Here is a 21,417-nt window from a genome sequence, read left to right as displayed (position 1 = left end):
TTTTTTTTTCACTATGTAACCTAGTAGAGTGGTTTGGTTACCAAAGTTGAATTGGCCGAAGGGTGCATTTCCCTAATATAATTGAAAAGATGGGGCTGTTCCATAAGTCAGAATAAATGTCTTATGGAACAGCCCCAATAGTTACATTATTTTAATTAGGTTTCTTTCCATTGTTAATAATGATGTGTGGAATGGCAGCCATATCGCTTTCATTTCCGGCTTTATCTACAACATAAGATTTCAGCTTATGAATCCCCTTTGTAAGTGCTGTTGTTTTGATTACTGCAATCCCTTTTTCATCCGCTCCACCAACACCGACTTCTTTGCCATTATCGATGATGATAACTTTTGCCCCTGGCTCAGTCTTAACCGTTATTTCTGGAGTCCTGTTAATGGTTGACAATGGTGCTGCTGGGTCCAAAACGGTTGGGACATCTGGAGCTGTTTGATCAACAACCACTAAAAGCCCGCGATCTAAGCTTACCTTGCCATTTTCATAAAAGGCTCTCAGGGTGAGCTGGTACTCACCTTCACTTAATCCTTTTAGCTGAATTAATTGTTCCTCTCCTGTGCCATTTACTGTTGCAAGAACATCATCACCATGATAAACATAAATAGTACTTCGTTCATCACCTTTAATGGTTATCGTTGGGTTTGTTTCAGCAGTATATAAAGTGCCATTATCGGCACCAATAACTTCTGGTGCTGTGTCATATGCTTCATAACTTAGCTCAATAGCATCATAATAAGCAGTCGCCTTTCCGATTTTTGTAACATTCGCATAGATGCGTGCTGTAACAGCATTCTCTGGCGCCTTTTTACTAGCAACAACCTCTTGCCACCTGCCTTTACCACCAGAAATATATATAGGTGCTTCATCTAGTTGATTTCCATTTTCATCAAAGAAGCGAAGGATGAAGGTGGCTGAATCGCCATCTACAAAATAGACTTGGCTTCTAGCCCTATAATTTTGGCCAGGAATAACTTTAATTGGGTCGGATATGACTGCCACAGACCCTGTTTCAGATTTATCCTCTAAATATAAGCTTTTATCCCCACTAAAACTGTGTTCATCCGTAACTTTGAAGGTTGCATTTTCGGAATCCCATGTAGTAGACCAACCAGGGATTACCCCTCCATCTACCTGTTCTTCAAAACTAGAATTGTTAATATTCACCTTGACTTCAGTAGTTTTGGGAGGAGTGGTCCCATCACCATCTCTAACGTAAGTATATAATTCTGCTCCGCGGGCAAAGTAGAAATTCCCTTTTTCATCCTTTGCATAAAGCGAGGCGTTGTCATCCAAAATTTCTACTTCCCAGGTATCTGGATTGAATTTAAACAATTTGCGTAAAGATGAACCATAGAAGTTGCCATCTTGGTCAAAGTCCAAGAATGGACCTTTCCAAAAATGACTAATTCCTTTCCAGCTATAGCTAAACAATTCTTTTGACTGAAGGACTTCACGGGATTCTGGGTCAAATTTGAAAATTTTACCTTGGGTCATACCCCATAAATAACCTTCGTCATCAAATTCAAGGGTACCAATTCCTCTTTCTCCTGGAATCGGAGTCCCTTCGTATACTTTTTCTTTTGTTTTTGGGTTAAAAATAAATAGCTTTGCATCGTCGGCAGTCGGCTTGCTATCCAACCCACCATATACACTTGTACCGCCATAAATTAAACCATCTTTGTATTGGAGAGAGATAATACTCTGATCTTGGACCACATTTCTAAATGTTTCGTGCTCACCTGTAGCTTCGTTTATTATGGATAGTGTTCCGCCAAGCACACCATAATCAGGAACAGTCCCTACAAACACATGGCCATCACCCTCTGCCCAGGCAAATGGTCGATCCTGTTCCATTCCCTTCAAAGAAAACAGTACCTTTGGATTGGTTTGCTTTTCAGGAACTGTCGGGTCATGTTCATATGGTAGTGTAGGATCATATTGATAGATATTGGCGCCGGGATAGACACCTAAATATAAATAATCCTCAGTTGCGATAATACCTTCTCCTTGTCCAAATCCAGTGAAACTTGTAATCTTATCATTTGTCGGAGAATAATAAGCGAATCCGCCCGAATGGTACCCGCTGGAATAGATATTCCCATCTGGACCTAAAGCAATAGAATGAATGCTAATCGGTTGTCCTTCAATTTGTGCTGTCATTTCTTTTGATTTACCGGTAGTTGGATTATAAATCCAGTAAGTTCCATTAAAACGCAGGCTTGTTAAATTCAAACCTTCAAAGCCTGGTTCATCGAGTTCAATCCATCCGAACCCTTTGCTGCTCCATGTGTCTTTAAGCCCTGTCGGTGCTAATTCAAGGGTATCTAAATCATAGGAATAGATTGTAGTTCCTTTGTGAAAATAGACCTTATTATCCTCATCTAGAGGGGAGACCATGCTGCCCTTTGCTTGCGTGATTTCGTCAACCCAAACTTTATTTACAAGATCGTAAACGAGCAGGGAACTAGAATTCGCTAACCGAGTAATTAAATAATCCCCGCGGATATCTACATCATATGGGGTACCTTCATCTTGGTTCTCTTCTGGTAGAAGGATTTCAGTTTTCTCTCCGGTGGCCAGGTCATATTCGATAAGGTGCTGCTCAATTCCGAGACCAACATAAAGTTTTCCTTTATAGACTTGAACATCTCTTGCATAGCCGGAACCTTCAGCCATTGTGCCCAAATCTGTGAAAGCATTTGTTTCTGGATCATACATGAACACTTTTCCATTTGGCCATGTACCGCCATAAATACGGCCTTTTTCGTCAGAGGTGATTCCCCATGTTGCTGCTTCTGTTTTTGTTGCCCTTCCAAGATCCTCTAGTACATCTGTTTGGGGATTATAACGGAAGAGGTTGGTCGTATCAGCAAGATAAACCAAACCGGAAGGATCGACGGTTATTCCCCAAATTGAGCTTGTGTTGTTTAGCTTATGGCTAGCCATTCTCTCACCAGTAACCGTATTGATCACGTTAAATACCCCGCCAGATGCAACAAAAGTAGCCTGAGTCCCATTTGGACCCTCACCATAAGCACTCGAGAAAATTCCAATGGTGTAATGAGGTACGCCTAATTTTTTCACATAGCCTTGCGTCCCGTCGGTTCCTGCATGAGTTTTAATTGGTTGCGGAGTTATAAACATGGAAGCAAGTAAAACAAATGAGACCAGAACAAAAAATACACGTTTCAAATTTAGAACCTCCTTTTCTTTTTGAAATATTTCTAAATATTACAACTATTTTCAATTATAATAGGGCTGGTTCAATATACAAGTCAGGAGGTTGTCTTTATTCAGACTAAAAGTGAGGGGAGGTCCACTTGCTTAAGATTACCTGAGACAACTGGATGCTTTATTTGGTAAGACCCAAGTAATACATCGGTAATTACCTTATCTCAGAAAAAGCCCCATCAACACACTTGTTGATGGGGTAGTCTTAAAAAACTTATATAAATTACGATTGTTTCAAGAAATCTATTTCAACTTCATTTCTTCGTGGTTCGCGTTTGAAGAGATAGTCACCATTCCGAATGGAGATAAGTACTTCGGCGCGTTCACGAATGGCTTCATAAGCATCCAGTGCATCGAGAACGATAAAGTTGGCTGACTTTCCGGCTTCAATGCCATACTCCTCGTTCACTCTCATAATGTTTGCTCCATTATAGGTGATCAGGTCGAACGCCTTATTGATTTCATCAATATGTGTGTAATGAGCCAAGTGGATGCCATTGTCTAAAATGTTCATCATATTTCCATTCCCTAATGGATACCAGTAATCCGCAATTGAATCCTGGGCAAATGCGACGTTATTTCCGTTGTTCAACAGCTCTTTCACTCGGGTTAGGCCACGGCGTTTTGGGTAACTGTCGCCACGGCCTTGTAAATGCGCATTTTCAGTTGGGCACGAAATAAAGTTAATTTTTGATTCCTTAAATAAACCTAACATTTTATTCGCGTAACTGTTTTCTACAGAACCGAAACTGGTTGTATGGCTTGCGGTTGTATATTCACCATAGTTTTTTTCCATAACCAGGGCGTTTAATACTTCTAAAAACCGGCTGTTTGGATCATCGTTTTCATCACAGTGAATATCGATCATCACATTATATTTTATTGCCATGTCTACAATGCGTCTTAAAGATTCGACACCGTGTTCGTAGGAAATTTCAAAGTGAGGGATTCCTCCTGCTACATCAGCACCCATTTCAAGCGCTTGTTCCATTAAACGTTCCGCGCCATTGTATCTAAAGAATCCTTCTTGAGGAAAAGCAACCAGTTGTAATGTAACGACATCCTTCAATTCTTCACGCAGTTTTATCAAAGCTTTCATTCCTGCTAGATTGGGTTCTGTAATATCTACATGGGTACGAATGAATTGGACCCCATGACTCACTTCTTTTTGGATCCCTTTAATCGCGCGCTCACGAACCATTTCTTCCGTCAATGATTTCTTATTATCACTCCAGCGCTGAATGCCCTCAAATAAGGTACCTGAAACATTAGCATTTCCTTCGCCGAGCCCAGAAAAAATATAATCCAAGTGCAAATGAGGGTCTACATAAGGCGGCAGTACTAAACGGCCTTCTAAATCAATTACTTCATCTGCACTTTCTAAATTATTGCCTATTGCTTTAAATTGACCGTTTTCTACTAATAATTCATGGGATTCTGGATCTCCATAAATAGTTGCATTAATAAATTTCTTCATACATACATGACTCCTTATCCTTAAAGTAATGCTTGTTTGTCATTTATGCCAATGACAATTTATTTTTTGTATATTGATATTCTTAAATAGTATCAATAGCATGATACATACAGTAAGTAGTATAACATCAAACGATATTCCTATCCGGGAATAGGATTTAGCTAATCAAACCAAGTTCCTAGTCCTGGTTTGTCCCTGTATTTAAAAGAAGAAGCTCCCACTTATTATTCGTATAAAATACGAAAATTAAAGCGTTGATGAAAAAGCTTAACGAAAAAGAAAGAAATCGCAATACAGAGAAGAAAGGAAAATGATCCGATTTATAAAAGAAAAATTTCTCTGCGATTGAAAATGGGGAAGGCAGCATTTCGTTATTAAGTTCATTTATGAATGTTACTCGAAATTGATTTGTACAATTTCACAATAATTAAAAAATAGTAGGTGCCATTCAAACTTTATGATATAATACCACAAAGTGAATATGTTGTCGGGAGAAAATCGGAGAGACCATAAAAACATTACCGAAAGCGGTAATGCCTTTTTATGGTCTTTTTTTTATTTTCTCTTAAAAAACTCTTTTATTTAGGAGGAAATAGGAATGAAATTTTCAAACCTGCATCGTGGGGAAATCATCAATCTGTTAAAGAATGAGCATTATGATGTTTTGATTATTGGCGGAGGGATTACTGGCGCAGGAATAGCCCTTGATGCCCAGACAAGAGGGATGAAAGTTGCGCTAGTAGAGATGCAGGATTTTGCCGCAGGGACCTCGAGCCGCTCAACAAAATTAGTTCATGGTGGACTTCGTTACCTAAAACAATTCGAAGTAAAGATGGTCGCCGAAGTCGGTAAGGAACGAGCGATTGTTTATGAAAACGGCCCGCATGTCACCACTCCAGAGTGGATGCTGCTCCCCATACATACAGGCGGGACATTCGGCAAATTTACCACATCCATTGGTCTGAGAGTTTATGATTTTCTGGCTGGCGTTAGAAAACCGGAAAGGCGTAGTATGCTTTCTGCCGAGGAAACATTGGCAAAAGAGCCTCTAATTAAAAAAGATGGGTTGAAGGGTGGCGGTTATTATGTGGAATATCGGACAGATGATGCCAGATTAACAATTGAGGTGATGAAGGCCGCATGGGATAAAGGTGCTGTGGCCCTAAATTATTCCAAAGTCAAGAAACTAGTATATGAAAATGGAAAAGCTGCGGGAGCTTATATTGAGGATCAATTAACTGGTGAAGAATATAAAGTAAGGGCCAAAAAAATCATTAATGCTGCCGGTCCGTGGGTAGATACAATTCGGGAAATGGATCATTCGAAAACAGGGAAAATACTACAGCTTTCAAAGGGTGTTCACCTTGTTATTCAACAGTCCCGTTTTCCTTTAAAACAAGCCATTTACTTTGATACCCCTGATGGCCGGATGGTTTTTGCAATTCCCCGTGATGGAAAAACCTATGTTGGAACCACTGACACTTTCTATAATAATGATGCCGCTAATCCGAGTATGACAGTAAGTGACCGAGAGTATATTATCAAGGCCATTAATTATATGTTCCCAGAGGTAAAGATTAGTGAAGGAGATATTGAATCCAGCTGGGCCGGGGTGCGTCCACTCATTTATGAAGAAGGGAAAAATGCTTCTGAGATTTCTCGGAAAGACGAGATATGGGAATCAGATGCAGGCTTAATAACCATTGCGGGGGGGAAATTGACTGGCTACCGCAAAATGGCGGAACTGGTAGTTGATTTAGTGGCGGGAAAATTCCGTTTAGAGGAAGGAATAACGTATCCAGTCTGCCAAACGAAACAATTGCCGATCTCTGGAGGAGACATAGGCGGTTCTAAGAAATTTGAAAGCTTTGTGGCAAGCCATTTACAAAAAGGAATAGAACTTGGACTTTCCAAAAAAGAAGCAGAAAGACTTGTGAGGACATACGGCTCTAATATCAATTGTGTTTTTGACCTATTAGCAGCAAACAAAGATGAGGCTGACCAATTGGAGTTGCCGCTAGAATTATTTGCCCGGCTTATCTACGCAATTGAACATGAAATGGCTGCCACTCCAATTGATTTTTTGAACCGGCGGACAGGGGCGATTTTATTTGATATACATTCCGTTCATAAATGGAACGAACAAGTCATTGCTTACATGGCAGAACACTTTTCATGGACAGAGCAAGAGGCAGCACGGTATAAAGCCGAAGTTGAAACGGCATTGATAGAAAGTGTCATACCGTGTGATGCTTAAATGTAATAATGCATCTATATAAAGATTAATACAAAAAGATATGACCTCTTCAATGTATAGGAGGTTTCCTCATATAGTCGAGTAAAAGGACTAATTAAAGAGTTTTAATTCCTTGAAAACCCTTAAAGACGAGAATATAAATATAAGGCTTCGCATCTAAGGAGCTTGCTAAATCGGTATATTTATTGTAATATTATGAATAATCTAATATATATTTCGGGCAGAGAATAAGAGACCCCTATGAACATTAATGGTGTTACATTTTGTAATACTGTTATCGTCATAGGGTTTTTCTTGTTTATTTTTTAAAATACATTTTGGCGCATGCAATATTTTAGACATCTGCGGCATTGCGGCTGCCTGACAGCCAAGCAACTGCCGAAGTTTCTAAAAAAATAATAAAAGGGAGGAAACAAATTGGGGAAGAATCTTCACAAGTGGTTCATTTATGCAATGGTAGTTTTATTGGCGGTAGGAGCTATAGTACATATCCCTGCAGTTAAAACGAAGGCTTTCGAAACAGGCCCACCTATAGTTATTACCGAAATTGTTGTCAAATCGGATGGAGATGGCCAGCCCTACGAGTATGTTGAAATTTATAACACTACTTCCAATGATATTAATTTGGAAAAGTATCAACTTCAGTATTTTACGACAAGCATGTCAAATCCAGCCAATCGTTGGCAAATTACAAATAAGACTATTAAGGCAAAAGATACGATGGTTCTTTGGCTGAAAAAATATGATGACCCTACTGTCCCATTGTGGGATTTTAACTCCAACTACAATGTCTTATTGACAAAGAATCAAGTGTTCGAAGTGAAGCTTACTTCTTCTGCACAGGGGCTTCATGACAGTGCTTTGCGAAAGGTTGGAATCGCGGGATCTGATGGGGTTTCGATCAGTACAGCCCTGATTAATGAAGGAGGAGCAGATGGGTTTACAAACAGAAGTATCATCTACCAAATAAGTAATTCATCCGAAATGATTAAAATTGAAAATAACAGCCAAGCCACGCCAGGAAAAATTGTCGGAAATCAGTACAATGGACCAACTGTACCTTCGGGGATAATCGCCGTTCCGATGAACAAAGCAGTCTTATTGAGCTGGGAAGCTATTGAGGGGGTGAATGCGTATAGAGTCTACTCATCCTTCAGTTCTGAACCAGTGACGGTTTTTGATGGAACCTCCTATACACTTGAAGGATTAGTTAATAACCAGCAGTATGAATTTAGAATAACATCCATTGACGATGAAGGAAATGAATCACCAAGCAGTCATGCTGTCAAAGTCAATCCACAGGAAACGGCTGATATAGAAGCACCGCTTTCACCAACAGGATTAACATCAGTCAATGGGAAAGACCATGTAAAATTAAATTGGAACATGAACCGTGACCAGGATTTGGCAGGCTACCGCGTGTATCTTAATGGAACTGTTTATGATACAACCGAAATGAATAGTATTACAGTATCACCATTAAAATTAGGGAGAGAATACACTTTTGAGGTAACGTCCTTTGACTTTGCAGGCAATGAATCGGTTAAGTCCAAACCATTGCTCGCTGGTCCGAAAGAAACCGTGCCAGTTCCCGAAATTCTTATTACGGAAGTAGTTCCTGATACCGACAATTATGCAGGGTATGATGCATTTGAGTATGTAGAGGTGTTTAATAATAGCGGCCAACAAATTAATTTGAAAGGATACCGGATAAAGTCAAGTAATTGGAATGTAGAAATTATCGACACATTAATAATTGAGCCATGGGAAAGCCATGTTTTTTGGACAAGAAGACAAGAGATTTCACCAATTTCTTTACTTGCCTTTAATCATTATTATTTTTCTTCATATAAAAGCAAATATGTAGATGAATCACACTTAACGATTCTCGAGAACATCGGGGGATTGGTAAATAGCGGAACACAAGCTGTGACAGTTAACAATCCACAGGGAATGGAAGTTGTTAAAGCTAGTTATTCTGCTGAACATGTATCTCTCGGAAATTCGATAATCTTTTCCTATCCTAAAGATGGAAGCCTAATAATGGAAACGTTAGCTGGGCATCAAAAGGTTACACCAGGCTGGGTTGAAGGAAATCAAGTGCCGCCACGACCGGTTGCCGACGGGGTTCCACCGCAAGTACCAGAAAATATAAGGGCGGAAGCAGGAAATGGTGACGTACGGGTAAGATGGAATCCCAATAATGATGATGATATTTTTCGCTATCATATCTATAAAGATGGGGATTTGGAATTTTCAGTACTTTCATCAAAAAATGAATTTACATTATCTTTGCTTACAGGAAATAAGGATGTTGTTTTGGAAATTGCAGCAGAAGATACTTCCGGAAATGTATCCGCAAATTCAGCGCCAATCACAGTAAGGCCAGATCATCAAATAATTACACAAGAGGAGAGAAATCCCAATCTTCGAGATCCCAAATATCAAGGGTTATGGGATATAAGTGAAGATGGCCCAATCATTCCAGGTTTGGTTCAAGATCTTGTTCCGCAAGGGCTGGCTTATTATAAGAAAGAAGATTGGCTTTTAACAGTCAACTATTTGGATGATGGAAGGCCAGGGACAATAACTGTAACGAATGGAACAACAGGGAATTTAATTAAATCTGTTGTATTGTATAACAGTGATGGATCACCATATACAGGGCATGCAGGTGGACTGACTGTCAGTAAAGAACATGGTTGGATAGCCTCAGAGAACTACTTGTTCCAATTTAGGCTTAGCGATCTCGTATATGCGAAAAACAATGATGAAATCCGGTTTATTAATCAAATTCCTGTTCCGGTTGAGGCAGCCTACAACGTATATGATGAAGGAATTCTTTGGGTTGGAGAGTTTTTTGAGGCAAAATCATACCCAACCGATCCCTCACACCATATGGTAAACCGAAAAGGAACTCTCCATTACGCATGGATGATAGGCTATAACCTGGAGTCCAGCAATGATATGTTATCCAAGAAGCAATGGTCTGGAAAATTAAACGAGCCAGCAATTCCTGATTATGTATTATCAACAACTGAAAAGGTCCAAGGGGCAATTGTCGAAAAGAAAGGAATCACTTTAAGCACCTCCTATGGAAGGGCAAATGATAGTGTTTTATACCGTTATGAGCATCCATTAAAGGAAGATCCGCATGGCAAAGTAAATGTTGGTGGAAAAGAGGTGCCATTATGGTATTTGGATGGTGCTGGATCAAAACCGCGCGAGAGTATTGAGGCAATTCCAATGCCGGAAGGAATTGTTGTCGTTGGAAGAGAGCTCTATGTTTTGTTTGAGTCAGGAGCGAACAAGTATCGGTATACTACAACCTATCCGATGGATCGCATGCTTAAAATCGACCTAAAAACATTAATGAAAGATGACAAGGATATTATTAAGGAAGAGCGAAAGGAATAAACCTTTTTAAAGTATGGAAGTTGTTAACTAAAAAACACAGTATTGACAATCTTTAGGGTAGTCGATATAATCTTTTTAAATATATATAATATATTTAATATTCCGAAATTGGATAGGGTAGAGACTAGGAGAACCCCTGAAAATTCATTGGATGAGAAATAGTTTTGTTTTCTCATGACATGATTTTTGGGGGTTCTTTTTTCATTTTCCTCAAAATAAAGGAGGGGTTTTAACTAAACTTGTGGAAATAAACAATAATTGAAAAAATTGTCATAAAAAGGGGGATGAAAGATGAAGAAGATGCTTTTGATTGGAATCACTTTGATGTTGCTCATTTTTTCAGCCGCAGGATGTAATCAAAAATCCAATTCCCAAACTGGAACAACAAAAGGGGGAAAGGTTGAGTTAACCTGGTATTTCCCGATTGCAGTTGGAGGACCTTTAACAAAAATCATTGAAAAAATGGCTGAAGATTTTACGAAGGAAAACCCTGATATAATAATTAAACCAGTTTACACGGGAACCTATGATGAAACGATGACAAAGGTCCAAACATCGGTTCAGGGAAAAACACCGCCGGATCTAGCAGTATTGCTTTCTACAGAACTTTATACATTATTGGATATGAAAGCAATTACACCATTAGATGAGTTCTTTAGTGGAAGCGCTTCAAATAAGGCTGATGGATTCTATCCTGCTTTTATGGAAAACTCGCAAACTGGTGGCAAAACGTATTCACTTCCGTTCCAAAGAAGTACGATTGTCCTTTATTACAATAAGGATGCGTTTGCAAAAGCTGGGTTGGATAAAGATCAGCCACCAAAAAATTGGGATGAGCTTGTTGAGTATGGTAAGAAGCTAGTAGATTCAGGCATGAAATACGGTATAGAAATTCCATCAACGAACTTCCAATACTGGATGTTCCAAGCCCTCGCACTGCAAAATGGCAAAAATCTTATGAGTGAAGATGGAAAGCAAGTTTATTTTGATACACCTGAAAACGAAGAGGCACTTCAATTTATGATGGACTTGGCACAGAAACATAAGATAAGCCCTACAGGGGTCATTGATTGGGCAACTGCGCCTTCCGATTTTCTTGAGGGCAATACAGCAATGCTTTACCATACTACCGGGAATTTAACTAATATTAAAAACAACGCAAAGTTTGACTTCGGCGTCGCCTTCCTGCCGGCTGGAAAAAATTACGGTAGTCCAACTGGCGGCGGTAACTTCTATATCTTTAAAGATATTCCTAAGGAAAAGAAAGAAGCTGCATGGAAATTTATTGATTGGGCAACGCAGCCAGAGCGGGCAGCACAATGGAGTATTGACACAGGATATGTTGCAACAAGTAAAGCCGCCTATGAGACAGACTTAATGAAGAAATATGTTGAATCATTCCCGCAGGCAGTTGTCGCAAGAGATCAGCTTGAATATGCTTCCGCTGAATTATCAACTCATAGCAACGGGAAAGTCTATAAGATTATAAACGATAATATTCAGGCAGCGATAACAGGCAAGGTCAGTGCGAAAGAGGCATTGAAAAAAGCACAAGAAGAAGCTGACCAAGTTTTGAAACCATATAACAAATAAAGTTGAGGAGACTGGAAATGAGAAGAAGCAACAGCATTTCAACCAAACTAACACCTTGGATTCTTCTCCTTCCATCTCTCATATTCCTCATGCTATTTACATTTTACCCAATTGTTAAAACAGTGTACTTAAGTTTTTATAATAGTGAAATGGGAATTACGGCTCCCTTTTTTGTAGGATTTGATAATTTTTCGCGCATGATGGAGGATGAGATTTTTTGGAAGGTTTTAAAGAATAATATTTTATTCGCGATTGGAACAGTCCCTCTGGGGGTTGGGCTAGGTCTTTTGATGGCCCTCTTAATTAATCGTTCAATCTTAGGCAATGGGATTGTTAAAACATTTTTCTTCTATCCCGTTGTTATTCCAATCATTGCAGTAGCAAATATCTGGCTGTTTATTTATACACCTGAATATGGGATGTTAAGTCAAATTTTATCTGTGTTTGGGATTGAAAATGTAAAAATTTTAGGGAATTCAAATACAGTGCTGCTTGGTATGATTGTGATGCTTATATGGAAGGAAGCCGGTTTTTTTATGATTTTTTACTTAGCTGGGTTGCAAAATGTTCCAAGAGAACTGTATGAAGCATCAATGATTGATGGAGCGTCAGGCTGGTACCGGTTTCGAAAAATTACATTTCCATTAATTATGCCGACAACTTTGTTTGTTATGATTATCGCTATTACCAATGCATTTAAAATGGTTGACCATTTAGTAGTCATGACACAGGGTGGACCTGATAATGCAAGTAATCTATTACTCTACTATATTTATGAAAATGCCTTTAAGTTTATGGATTATGGAATGGCAGCGACATTAACGCTAGTTATGCTTGTATTATTGGTGATTATCTCTTCTATTCAATTTTTTTCAGTTGACAAAAAAATTCATTACAATTAAGGGGGCCCAAATGCAGCGACTTGTCACGTTTTCAACTTACCTTCTTGCAATTTTATGGGCGATTCCTCTTTTTTGGTTAGTCCTTACCGCATTTAAGCCAGGTAGTGAAGCAACGGATTTATTTTCGTTATCTTTTTCATTGGATAATTTTAAGGGCGCTTGGGAGTCAGCTCCCTTTGGCCAGTATTATTTAAATACGACCATTATTGTTGTGGGTGTTTTAGCCGTACAATTGTTTACGGCAACGCTTGCCGCCTATGCATTTGCAAGATTAGAATTTAGAGGAAAAAATATTGTTTTTATGTTGGTATTGGTTCAAATTATGATTCCGGTAGATGTATTGATTTTTCCAAACTACAGTATTATTGCCAACATGGGTTTTGTTGATAGTAAACTTGGCATCATGCTTCCCTATTTTGCTTCTGCATTTGGTATTTTTCTTCTGCGGCAAACCTTTAAAGGGATTCCATATGAACTTGAGGAAGCATCCCGGATGGATGGTTGCAACCTTATTCAAATTATCTGGCATGTGTATGTTCCTTTAGCACGGCCAACCTTTGTTGCATTCGGTTTAATCTCGGTGAGTCATCAATGGAGCAATTTCCTTTGGCCTCTGATTGTCACTAATTCAGTAGAAAACCGTCCATTGACAGTGGGATTGTCCATTTTCGCAAAATCATTTGAAACCGGTGCACAGTGGGGAGTTGTAACAGCAGCGACTCTTTTGGTCATCTTTCCCATGCTGTTGGCATTCTTTATCTTCCAAAAACAATTCATTAGCAGCTTTATGCATTCCGGAATAAAGTAAAGATTGATAGAGTAATGAGGGATTACGTTGAAAACAGTAGTGTCATCCTATAATTTAATTGATTTGCCGATCGAAGAAGCCATTCAAAGGATTTTAAAGAATGGGTGGAAGGCTATCGAGATCATGTGTGAAGGGCACGGCTACGAAATGCTTTCCTGGAGTCGCACAAGACGAAGAGGACTTCGCAGCCTATTGAATGAGTACGAGGCCTCGATTCATTTTCATGCTCCCATTACAAACTTTAATCCTGCTAGTGCTGATGCCGCTGTTCGATTAAAGACAGATGAGGTATGGGGACATTGCATGGAGCTTGTTAATTTTTTCGAGAGTGACTATATTCTCTTTCATCCCGGAAGGTTAAAGGATCATGAGCGGGGGCTGGGAAATATTCAGAAGTTCTTTCAACAAAAATGCTGTGAATTACCAGATAAGGCCTTGTTGATCCTGGAAAATGTGCCACCGTACGAATATGAAATTGGATCAAAAAGCTCCGATTTATTAAAGATTATTGACGTTTTAAACAAGGATAAAGTTAAGGTGTGTTTCGATACAGGCCATGCGTTTTTATCTAGTCGAAACAGTTTTTATGAAGAATTGCTATCCCTTAAACCATATATTAAAGTTTTTCATCTAAATGATAATCATGGATTTTTAGATGAGCATTTATCCATTGGTGATGGAGAAATTCCATTCGATGGAATCATTCAATTGCTCAGAGAGGATACAGCTGATTATATTGTTAATTTTGAAATGAAATCATTGGATTTTGCAAAAAAATCTTATCTTGATTTGAAAAGTTTACTCGTGTAAATTTTACGCAGTATATAGTGAAAATAAATAATCGCGCATGGGGAAGAGATGAGGAGAAAACCCGGCTATTTTAAACCTTTAGAGGTTTCTTATAGCTGGGTTTTTATTTTTATCTTGCATGGATTTATCTTATGGGTTGGTTTGTGCTCATGGACCACTGCTCAGGACTTGGGGAGTTCGAAGATCTTAAGGTTTTCCCCATAATGTGCCGCTCTAGGCAATCTTTACAAACCTAAGAGATGCTTTCTTAACAGTATGAAGACAAAGAAAAAGCGCAGATTCAATTAACATTAAATGTTCGTGGAGGATGCTGAGATGGTTAAAGGATTTATTTTTGATTTGGATGGAACGGTGTATTTGGATGACCAAGTAATTGATGGTGCGGTTGAGGCAATTAACAGTTTAAGAGATAGAGGTCACAAAGTCATTTTCTTAACAAACAAGTCGATTGCTACTCGTTATGATTATGTGAACAAGCTCAATAAATTTGGAATCCAAGTTTCTTTAGATGAAGTCATTAATTCGAACTTTATTACTGTGAAATATTTGAAGGAGACTATGAAAGATGAGGATTCCGTATTAGTCATTGGGGAAGAGCCGTTATTTGAAGAATTAAAGGCGGAACATATTAAACTGACCGATGATCCTAATCAAGCAACACATGTTGTGTTGGGTTGGGATCGCCAGTTCAATTATGAGAAACTGAATGCTGCCTACCAGGCCTGGATTAATAAGGCGACAATCTTGGCGACAAATCCAGACCGGACTTGTCCGGTATATGGGGGAGGAGAAATCCCCGATTGCGGTGCGATGATTGGAGCTTTGGAAGGAGCTACAGGGCAGCCGATTGATTTTATTATTGGAAAACCATCGCGATTAACAGCTGAGTTCGTTATCAATGAAATACTTCAGTTACATCCGGATCAATGCTTCATGGTCGGAGATCGGTTGGAAACTGATATTCGGATGGGGGTTGAGAATGGGTTGAATACTGTTCTTGTGCTGACAGGGATTACGACGGCTGATATGGTGAAGAATGCAGTTTATAAACCAACTTATGTTCTTGACAGTATTAAGGAGATTACAAAACTATAATGAACTCTCTAAAAAAACTTTTTGGATAATGATAGAAGGAAGGTGTGGATAGTTAAAACGACACTTCAACCAATCGATATAGAAATGATAATAAAACTATTGATTTCGGCAGTACTGGGATTGGCCATAGGTTTGGAGCGTGAGTTAAAGCGAAAGCCATTCGGATTAAAAACAAGCTTGGTTATTTCTATTGTAAGCTGCTTGTTAACTATTGTATCAATTCAATCAGCCTACTTATTTCCGGGTTCAAAGTTTATTAACATTCAAATGGATCCCCTTCGTTTAGCAGCTCAAATCGTCTCTGGAATAGGATTTTTGGGTGCTGGAGTAATTTTACGGAAAGAGGATGACACGATAACAGGTATCACTACTGCAGCAATGGTATGGGGTGCAGCAGGAATTGGAATTGCCTGTGGAGCTGGCTTCTATATTGAGGCGATAATAGGAGTGGTGCTTATCATTATCAGTGTCGAACTTATTCCAAATGTCATCAACTTGCTTGGATTTTGGAAACTTAATTCTAAAGAGCTTAGCTTAAAGATAATCTTAAGGGATCGGGCTTTCATCGGTGAAGTCATAAGAAAGATAGAGGAAGATCATATAAAGATTGAACATGTAAGGATTAAGGATTTACGGGATGGCTCATTTCTTATTGATTTAAAACTAAAAGCCAACCATAGATTATCAGCCCCAGAAATTTATAATGAAATATCAAACATTGAACATATCCATAGCACTGAAATTGCAAGGTAAAAAGAGGCAGTCTGCGAAAAGCAGATTCGCCTCTTTCTAATGTATCAAAGTTTTGTCATTTCTAAAGATCAAAATTCCACAATGCAGGATTTCCAGACGAAATAGCCAAGGCTCCAGCTTCAAGGCCTTGTAATATGTCTTCTTTTGAACTAATTAATCCCCCGGCAATAACTGGTATATTCACAGAACCCGCTAATCTATCAATAATAGTCGGCATTAAACCTGGTAATACTTCAATGGCATCAGGCTTACAAGAAAGACTCATTTCAATTCCCTTTGAAATGGCAGCACCATCAATAAGGAAAATTCGTTGAATTGTCATCATTTTTGCTTCTTTTGCGTACTTAATAAGTGAACTCTTTGTTGTAATAATTCCAGTAGGATTCCATGTGTAGGCGATAAATTGGATTGCACTCTTTGTATTCGATAATCCCTCAATAAAATCGATATGGATAAAAATCTGCTTACCGGCTTTTCGTAAACGGTCAACATAGTCTTTCATATTAATTAAATTACCAGTTAAAAGAAATACAATGTTTGCCTTGCTTTTGATTGCTTTCTCAATATCCGCCTCTTCTTTGACGGATGCAATAACTTGTGACTGCACTAAATCTACGATATTAACCATAAAGACCACTCCTGCTACCACTCAATTTAAAATACTTCAATCTCTACGCTGCCATTTCCTTACTACCATTTTACTAATATAATCTTATAATTACAGCACATTAATAAAGAATTTTCTGATATATGTTTTTTGGGGTTATGTCCGATTCTGAAGACAAAAAAATGAATTAAAGTATAATGAAAGAGTTATACCCCATGAAGGAAATAATGGAAAGTTAGTATTGAAAAACCATTTAGCTTCGAAACTGGATTTGATCTACTCGAGAATACAACTATCGCCTCATTAGCCAGAATTCCCTTTACTCGAAACAACCACTCCTTATCAAAACAGGATCCTCTTTTCTAAAAAGTTTATTGAAAGCCAGATCGGGAAGAGGAAAATGTATGGAAAAACAAAAGGAGGGCTATCAATGGAGAAAAATTCGAATAAGACAGCAGCAGAACAGGCACCTGGCGAAGCCCGCCTGGAATTAGCGGCTACTGCAATGGCAGCCAACAAAAAATTGCATAAGACTGGAAGCGCGGAGAAAGATACGACAGCTTTTGTTGATTCAGATTCGGTGAAGGGCATCATCAAGGAATGGCCAGCCACGGCCAGGATGGCTGCTGAAAACACGATGAAGTTTTATGGGCCGCCAAATGAAGCAAGTCCTAGTTATTTAATTTGGTACAATAACGGACCTTGGAAACGGACGATTGCATTTCGTGACGAAGTGCCGCATGATTTTCCGGAACCACACTCCGATGTGCTCGAGCAATTCATTGATTATCATGTGCCGGCAGACAAAGTAGGGCTCGTTGCCCAGCTGGAGGGCAGTCTGGTTATTGACCGAACAAAAGGGGAAGTGTCGGTCCATTGCGATAATGAAGGTGCCAATACACTTTCAATTAATATGATGCACGAAGTTGTGACAGGCAAACGGACGCCGCAAGAGGCAAGGGAATTCATCAAGCATGAAATTGTGGAGTATATGATGAACCGCCCAGCGCCGTACGCAGAGAAATTCCAGTTTGACCTTCCGCAGGGTGATCAATGGGATCCGGATGTTCCTGTCGTTGATGATGAGGAACTTATGAAGGCTGTCACCAAGAAGCAGAAAGAACTTGGGTTGAATTAAAATCACGGCAGCAGTAAAGCCTCGGTGTAAGATCATACATTTAGCTTAAGAGGTGCCAGCTTTCAGTGAGAAAATAGGCCTTGCTCAATTTTTTGAGTAAGGCTTTTTTTATATTGCTTTAAGCAATGAATTTATATCTTCACAGGCAAGGATGGCAGCTCAGAGTAACAAGCGTATTTTTTAAGGCGAGGTTTTTAATCCATGAAGAAGCGAGGAACAAGTATTCCTCGCTTTACATCGTTTCATTAAATTATTCTCTAATTGTTTTCAATGCTGCAGACCAGGCTACGACTTCGTTCAACATGGTTTGAACAGTTTCTTCATGAAACGGTGCTGGATTAAAGGTTCTCATTTCTTCAAAATCAGTGAAAAGACTTAATGCAGGTTGTGTACCCACTGTTGCGACCTTCGGTACAGTTAGAATCAAACGCAAATTGTTAGCTGCTGTGACTCCAAGAGTTGAACCATAACTTACAATTCCTGCTGCTTTATTGCTCCACTCAACATATAAATAATCGATAGCATCTTTTAACCCAGACGTGATGGCTTTATTGTATTCAGGTGTTACGAAAACAAAACCATCCAGTTCGCTAATTTTCTTTGACCACTGATGAGCTTCCGGTGTTTGATAGTCCTGTGACATAATAGCAGGAATAGTTTCATTGTATCTTGGCAGGTCGTAATCTTTGATATCTACCAGCTCAAATTCAGCATCCGTTCTTTTCTCTGCGATTGACTTGACCCATTCCGCAACCTGAATATTTACTCTTGATTCTCTTGTACTACCAGTAATAATACCAATCTTAAGCATTAACCATCCCTCCAACCATTGTGTTAATAAAACGTCTGATTCCGTTTTATTACTTTTGCTTACAATTGAATCTTAAGCCTTAATGGATAGGATCAACACCAATAATTCTTTGGTTTTGTTGTTTATCCAACAGATTTGGAAAATTGTCTGAAAAGGTGGAGGAGTAACAATATAGGAGCAGATGCGATGAAGAAGGCTATAGAAGACGATTGTTTTTGGAAAAAAGGGCAGGAAAAAGGCCTTACTAATTCCTGAGTAAGGCCTTTTTAATAGTGCAAGAAATTTTATCCTTTCACAGACCCGGATGTCAGCCCAGAGACAATCTGCCTTTGGAAAATTAGCACAAGTACGACAATCGGAATCGTGACTATGACTGTTGCCGCGGTAATGTCACCCCAGGGGACTGTATAATCACTTTGGTAAAGTGAAATCCCAACCGGAACGGTACGGGCAGTTTCCTTTGAATTAATTGTCAACGCAAACAAGTATTCATTCCAGGCTGCAATAAATACCAGAATGGCTGTTGTGAAAACTCCTGGTGCGGCAAGCGGGAAGATAATTTTCCGGAATGATTGAAAGGGCGTGGCACCATCCATCTTTGCCGACTCCTCCAATTCAAACGGTATTTTTTGAAAGAAGGTTGAAAGCAGCCAAATGGCTAGCGGTAAGCTGAATGTGATATAGGGAATAACCAATCCGATATACGTGTTCCTCAAGTGGAAGTCGCTCACAAAGTTATAAATGGGTGACATTATTGCAATGTGAGGAAACATTGACGAAGCGAGTACAATCCCCAAAATCAGCCCTTTAAATTTGATTGGAAGCCGTGTCAGCGCATAGGCTGCAAACGAAGCAAACAAGATTGCGATTAAGGTGGTCAATCCGGATACGATAAAGCTGTTTTTCATATACGTCAGGAGCGGCCTAGTTGTTAAGGCGGACTCATACGATTCCAATGTCGGATTATCGGAAAACCAGGCAAAGGAAGAGAAGATCTCTCCTGGCTGTTTGATTGATGTTAGAAAAACCCACAGGAAAGGAAACATGACAAAAAATACAAACGCTGTTAAAAAAAGATAGAATGGAATTCCTACTTTCTTTTTCATTCCTCCACCCTCCTACTTCTTTACTCTTCCTTCAAACAAGTCTGAGCCAATAAAACGGATGTAAATCATACTGATCAAGGCGACCGCGAGGAAAACAATGACAGAAAGAACAGATCCCGCGCCGAAGTTTTGCTGGGAGAATAAAGTTTTATACGCGTAAACCGTAATCGATTCTGTCGAATTCGCTGGCCCGCCGCCAGTCAAGACATAAATCAAGTCAAACACTCTGAAGGCGTCCAGCGTCCTGAACAAAAGTGCAACAAGTATTGAAGATTTGAGCAGGGGCAGGGTGATTTTAAAAAACTGCTGAAACTTATTCGCACCATCCACCTGTGCAGCTTCATATAGCGAAGAAGGAATCGTCTGCAAGCCAGCGAGCAATAGCAATGCCATGTATGGAGTGGTTTTCCACACATCAGTAAAAATAATGGAGAACATTGCTCCAGCCGAGGTTGTCAGCAAATCACCCGCACTTTCAATCAGCCCAAATTTCTCAAAATAATGAGCAATGATTCCGGATTGGCCATCGTATAAATACTTCCACATCATGGCGGAAACAGCCGTAGGAATAGCCCAGGGAATGAGGACAGCAGCCCTTACTACGCCTCTTCCAAAAAAAGCCCGGTTGATGAGTAAGGCAATCATTAAACCGATGACAAGTTCAAAAAAAACGGAAATCACAGTAAACACGGTCGTATTCCAAAGCGATTGCCACATTCGCTCATTCTGGAAGTAGTAGGAGTAATTTTTAAATCCGATAAAGTTCGATTTCAAAATTGAAGCTCTGGTTTCCTGAATCTGCTGGGTTAAATCATTTGCCAGATCATCCTGGTCAGTTACAAGGTCAAGAGACGCAATCTCCTCTACTGCCTGATTCAGCGCTGCAGTATAGCTTTCTGCTACATCCGATTCAAGTTTTGTGAATTTCAATTCTGTATCTGTTACCGGCTTAAAGGATGCAATCAAGTCATTGACCTGGTTGTATTTGTTTTCAATTTCACTGTCGCTGATGAGGTTGGCATGCTGCTGACCAATATCCTTCTGTATGGATGAGACTGTCTTCTGAATATCGGGATTATCGCTAGTCTCTGCCAATTCCTCAAGTGAATTTGATAAATAATAGTAGTTGTTTGCATATCTCTCCAGATCAATATGGTCTGTCAACATTTTTTGGGACCTCGTCGGGTCATTCAGGCGATAGTCAAACAAACTGTTCCAAAAAGATTGGGTAATGGGCCAGATGATGATTCCAATGATTAATAGTAACGATGGTAGAACCATCATATAACCGAGCTGTTTTTCATTCAGGCTAAAACCTTGCCCAGGCTTTTTTGACATTGCTAACACCTCTTTATACAGGTTCTAAAAGAAAAAAGGCGGGTGCGCAAAACACCCACCT

General features: G+C 39.4%; 15 protein-coding genes. 9 read left to right on the top strand and 6 right to left on the bottom strand.

Annotation, left to right across the window (positions count from 1 at the left end; translation table 11 throughout):
- Positions 1 to 151: 151 nt before the first annotated feature.
- A complete protein-coding gene (locus tag A8F94_RS18950; protein WP_066203996.1) occupies positions 152 to 3,205 on the bottom strand; it encodes a carbohydrate binding domain-containing protein in 3,054 nt (1,017 codons plus the stop codon).
- Between the two features lie 262 nt (positions 3,206 to 3,467).
- Entirely contained in the window at positions 3,468 to 4,721 is a 1,254-nt protein-coding gene (locus A8F94_RS18945) for an amidohydrolase family protein (RefSeq protein ID WP_066203994.1), read from the bottom strand.
- A 598-nt stretch (positions 4,722 to 5,319) separates the two neighbouring features.
- Here A8F94_RS18945 and A8F94_RS18940 point away from each other — a divergent pair.
- The 8 genes from A8F94_RS18940 to A8F94_RS18905 all read left to right on the top strand — a co-directional run bounded on the left by A8F94_RS18940 (position 5,320) and on the right by A8F94_RS18905 (position 16,356).
- A complete protein-coding gene (locus A8F94_RS18940; RefSeq protein ID WP_066203992.1) occupies positions 5,320 to 6,978 on the top strand; it encodes a glycerol-3-phosphate dehydrogenase/oxidase in 1,659 nt (552 codons plus the stop codon).
- A 417-nt stretch (positions 6,979 to 7,395) separates the two neighbouring features.
- The gene (locus tag A8F94_RS25155) at positions 7,396 to 10,395 is read left to right on the top strand and encodes a lamin tail domain-containing protein (protein WP_077247814.1); all 3,000 of its coding nucleotides are present in this window, start codon (positions 7,396 to 7,398) and stop codon (positions 10,393 to 10,395) included.
- Positions 10,396 to 10,686: 291 nt separating this feature from the next.
- On the top strand, positions 10,687 to 11,988 hold the full coding sequence (locus A8F94_RS18930; RefSeq protein WP_066203989.1) for an ABC transporter substrate-binding protein: 1,302 nt from the start codon (positions 10,687 to 10,689) through the stop codon (positions 11,986 to 11,988).
- A gap of 17 nt (positions 11,989 to 12,005) precedes the next feature.
- Entirely contained in the window at positions 12,006 to 12,890 is an 885-nt protein-coding gene (locus tag A8F94_RS18925) for a carbohydrate ABC transporter permease (protein ID WP_066203987.1), read from the top strand.
- A 10-nt stretch (positions 12,891 to 12,900) separates the two neighbouring features.
- On the top strand, positions 12,901 to 13,698 hold the full coding sequence (locus A8F94_RS18920; protein ID WP_066203986.1) for a carbohydrate ABC transporter permease: 798 nt from the start codon (positions 12,901 to 12,903) through the stop codon (positions 13,696 to 13,698).
- A 27-nt stretch (positions 13,699 to 13,725) separates the two neighbouring features.
- On the top strand, positions 13,726 to 14,508 hold the full coding sequence (locus A8F94_RS18915; RefSeq protein WP_066203984.1) for a sugar phosphate isomerase/epimerase family protein: 783 nt from the start codon (positions 13,726 to 13,728) through the stop codon (positions 14,506 to 14,508).
- A 315-nt stretch (positions 14,509 to 14,823) separates the two neighbouring features.
- A complete protein-coding gene (locus A8F94_RS18910) occupies positions 14,824 to 15,603 on the top strand; it encodes an HAD-IIA family hydrolase (protein ID WP_066203983.1) in 780 nt (259 codons plus the stop codon).
- Between the two features lie 84 nt (positions 15,604 to 15,687).
- The gene (locus tag A8F94_RS18905; RefSeq protein WP_066204093.1) at positions 15,688 to 16,356 is read left to right on the top strand and encodes an MgtC/SapB family protein; all 669 of its coding nucleotides are present in this window, start codon (positions 15,688 to 15,690) and stop codon (positions 16,354 to 16,356) included.
- 61 nt (positions 16,357 to 16,417) lie between these two features.
- Here the strand turns inward: A8F94_RS18905 and A8F94_RS18900 are convergent, their stop codons facing one another.
- A complete protein-coding gene (locus A8F94_RS18900; protein ID WP_066203982.1) occupies positions 16,418 to 16,984 on the bottom strand; it encodes a glycerol-3-phosphate responsive antiterminator in 567 nt (188 codons plus the stop codon).
- A 409-nt stretch (positions 16,985 to 17,393) separates the two neighbouring features.
- Here A8F94_RS18900 and A8F94_RS18895 point away from each other — a divergent pair, with 409 nt between their 5' ends.
- The gene (locus A8F94_RS18895) at positions 17,394 to 18,101 is read left to right on the top strand and encodes a hypothetical protein (RefSeq protein ID WP_077247813.1); all 708 of its coding nucleotides are present in this window, start codon (positions 17,394 to 17,396) and stop codon (positions 18,099 to 18,101) included.
- 250 nt (positions 18,102 to 18,351) lie between these two features.
- On the opposite strand, the gene A8F94_RS18890 is transcribed toward A8F94_RS18895, so the two are convergent.
- From A8F94_RS18890 to A8F94_RS18880, 3 genes are all read right to left on the bottom strand, one after another.
- The gene (locus A8F94_RS18890) at positions 18,352 to 18,912 is read right to left on the bottom strand and encodes an NADPH-dependent FMN reductase (RefSeq protein ID WP_066203979.1); all 561 of its coding nucleotides are present in this window, start codon (positions 18,910 to 18,912) and stop codon (positions 18,352 to 18,354) included.
- Between the two features lie 284 nt (positions 18,913 to 19,196).
- Positions 19,197 to 20,018: a carbohydrate ABC transporter permease gene (locus A8F94_RS18885; RefSeq protein ID WP_066203977.1), complete on the bottom strand. Its 822-nt coding sequence runs from the start codon at positions 20,016 to 20,018 to the stop codon at positions 19,197 to 19,199.
- Positions 20,019 to 20,030: 12 nt separating this feature from the next.
- On the bottom strand, positions 20,031 to 21,356 hold the full coding sequence (locus A8F94_RS18880; RefSeq protein WP_066203973.1) for a carbohydrate ABC transporter permease: 1,326 nt from the start codon (positions 21,354 to 21,356) through the stop codon (positions 20,031 to 20,033).
- Between the last annotated feature and the right edge of the window lie 61 nt (positions 21,357 to 21,417).

It is taken from the genome of Bacillus sp. FJAT-27225 (assembly GCF_001685025.1).
GTDB lineage: Bacteria > Bacillota > Bacilli > Bacillales > Cytobacillaceae > Bacillus_D.
The sequence above is the reverse complement of the archived record's forward strand: the minus strand, read 5'-3'. Positions and strand labels throughout refer to the sequence as shown.

Bases quoted from the DNA above. Each gene is read 5' to 3' on its own strand.
- A8F94_RS18945 (WP_066203994.1), bottom strand. From the start codon at position 4,721: ATGAAGAAATTTATTAATGCAACTATTTATGGAGATCCAGAATCCCAT.
- A8F94_RS18940 (WP_066203992.1), top strand. From the start codon at position 5,320: ATGAAATTTTCAAACCTGCATCGTGGGGAAATCATCAATCTGTTAAAG.
- A8F94_RS18930 (WP_066203989.1), top strand. From the start codon at position 10,687: ATGAAGAAGATGCTTTTGATTGGAATCACTTTGATGTTGCTCATTTTT.
- A8F94_RS18925 (WP_066203987.1), top strand. From the start codon at position 12,006: ATGAGAAGAAGCAACAGCATTTCAACCAAACTAACACCTTGGATTCTT.
- A8F94_RS18920 (WP_066203986.1), top strand. From the start codon at position 12,901: ATGCAGCGACTTGTCACGTTTTCAACTTACCTTCTTGCAATTTTATGG.
- A8F94_RS18910 (WP_066203983.1), top strand. From the start codon at position 14,824: ATGGTTAAAGGATTTATTTTTGATTTGGATGGAACGGTGTATTTGGAT.
- A8F94_RS18905 (WP_066204093.1), top strand. From the start codon at position 15,688: ATGATAATAAAACTATTGATTTCGGCAGTACTGGGATTGGCCATAGGT.
- A8F94_RS18900 (WP_066203982.1), bottom strand. From the start codon at position 16,984: ATGGTTAATATCGTAGATTTAGTGCAGTCACAAGTTATTGCATCCGTC.
- A8F94_RS18895 (WP_077247813.1), top strand. From the start codon at position 17,394: ATGGAGAAAAATTCGAATAAGACAGCAGCAGAACAGGCACCTGGCGAA.
- A8F94_RS18890 (WP_066203979.1), bottom strand. From the start codon at position 18,912: ATGCTTAAGATTGGTATTATTACTGGTAGTACAAGAGAATCAAGAGTA.
- A8F94_RS18885 (WP_066203977.1), bottom strand. From the start codon at position 20,018: ATGAAAAAGAAAGTAGGAATTCCATTCTATCTTTTTTTAACAGCGTTT.
- A8F94_RS18880 (WP_066203973.1), bottom strand. From the start codon at position 21,356: ATGTCAAAAAAGCCTGGGCAAGGTTTTAGCCTGAATGAAAAACAGCTC.